This is a genomic window from Rugamonas sp. GW822-FHT03B10, from assembly GCF_058801745.1.
Genome location: NZ_JBXANP010000055.1, coordinates 1 through 789, shown reverse-complemented (window position 1 = coordinate 789; position 789 = coordinate 1). Strand labels below are relative to the sequence as shown.

Genomic DNA, 789 nt, shown 5'->3' with positions numbered 1-789 from the left:
CAACGCACTTCTCATTCACCACAACCTGCTAAGGTTATAGGGACAAGCCGTACGGGCAATTAGTATCAGTTAGCTTAATGCATTACTGCACTTCCACACCTGACCTATCAACGTCCTGGTCTCGAACGACCCTTCAAGGAGCTCAAGGCTCCGGGAAATCTCATCTTAAGGCAAGTTTCCCGCTTAGATGCTTTCAGCGGTTATCTCTTCCGAACTTAGCTACCCGGCAATGCCACTGGCGTGACAACCGGTACACCAGAGGTTCGTCCACTCCGGTCCTCTCGTACTAGGAGCAGCCCCCTTCAAATTTCCAACGCCCACGGCAGATAGGGACCAAACTGTCTCACGACGTTTTAAACCCAGCTCACGTACCACTTTAAATGGCGAACAGCCATACCCTTGGGACCGGCTACAGCCCCAGGATGTGATGAGCCGACATCGAGGTGCCAAACTCCCCCGTCGATATGAACTCTTGGGAGGAATCAGCCTGTTATCCCCAGAGTACCTTTTATCCGTTGAGCGATGGCCCTTCCATACAGAACCACCGGATCACTATGTCCTACTTTCGTACCTGCTCGACTTGTCGGTCTCGCAGTTAAGCACGCTTATGCCATTGCACTATTAGCACGATGTCCGACCGTACCTAGCGTACCTTCGAACTCCTCCGTTACACTTTAGGAGGAGACCGCCCCAGTCAAACTGCCTACCATGCACTGTCCCCGACCCGGATCACGGGCCAAGGTTAGAACCTCAAACAAACCAGGGTGGTATTTCAAGGTTGGCTCCACG

At 52.7% G+C, this 789-nt stretch carries 1 rRNA gene; it reads right to left on the bottom strand.

From position 1 onward, the window contains the following. Positions 1 to 38: 38 nt before the first annotated feature. Positions 39 to 789, bottom strand: a 23S ribosomal RNA gene (locus tag AC1RQG_RS27825); the annotation flags it as partial.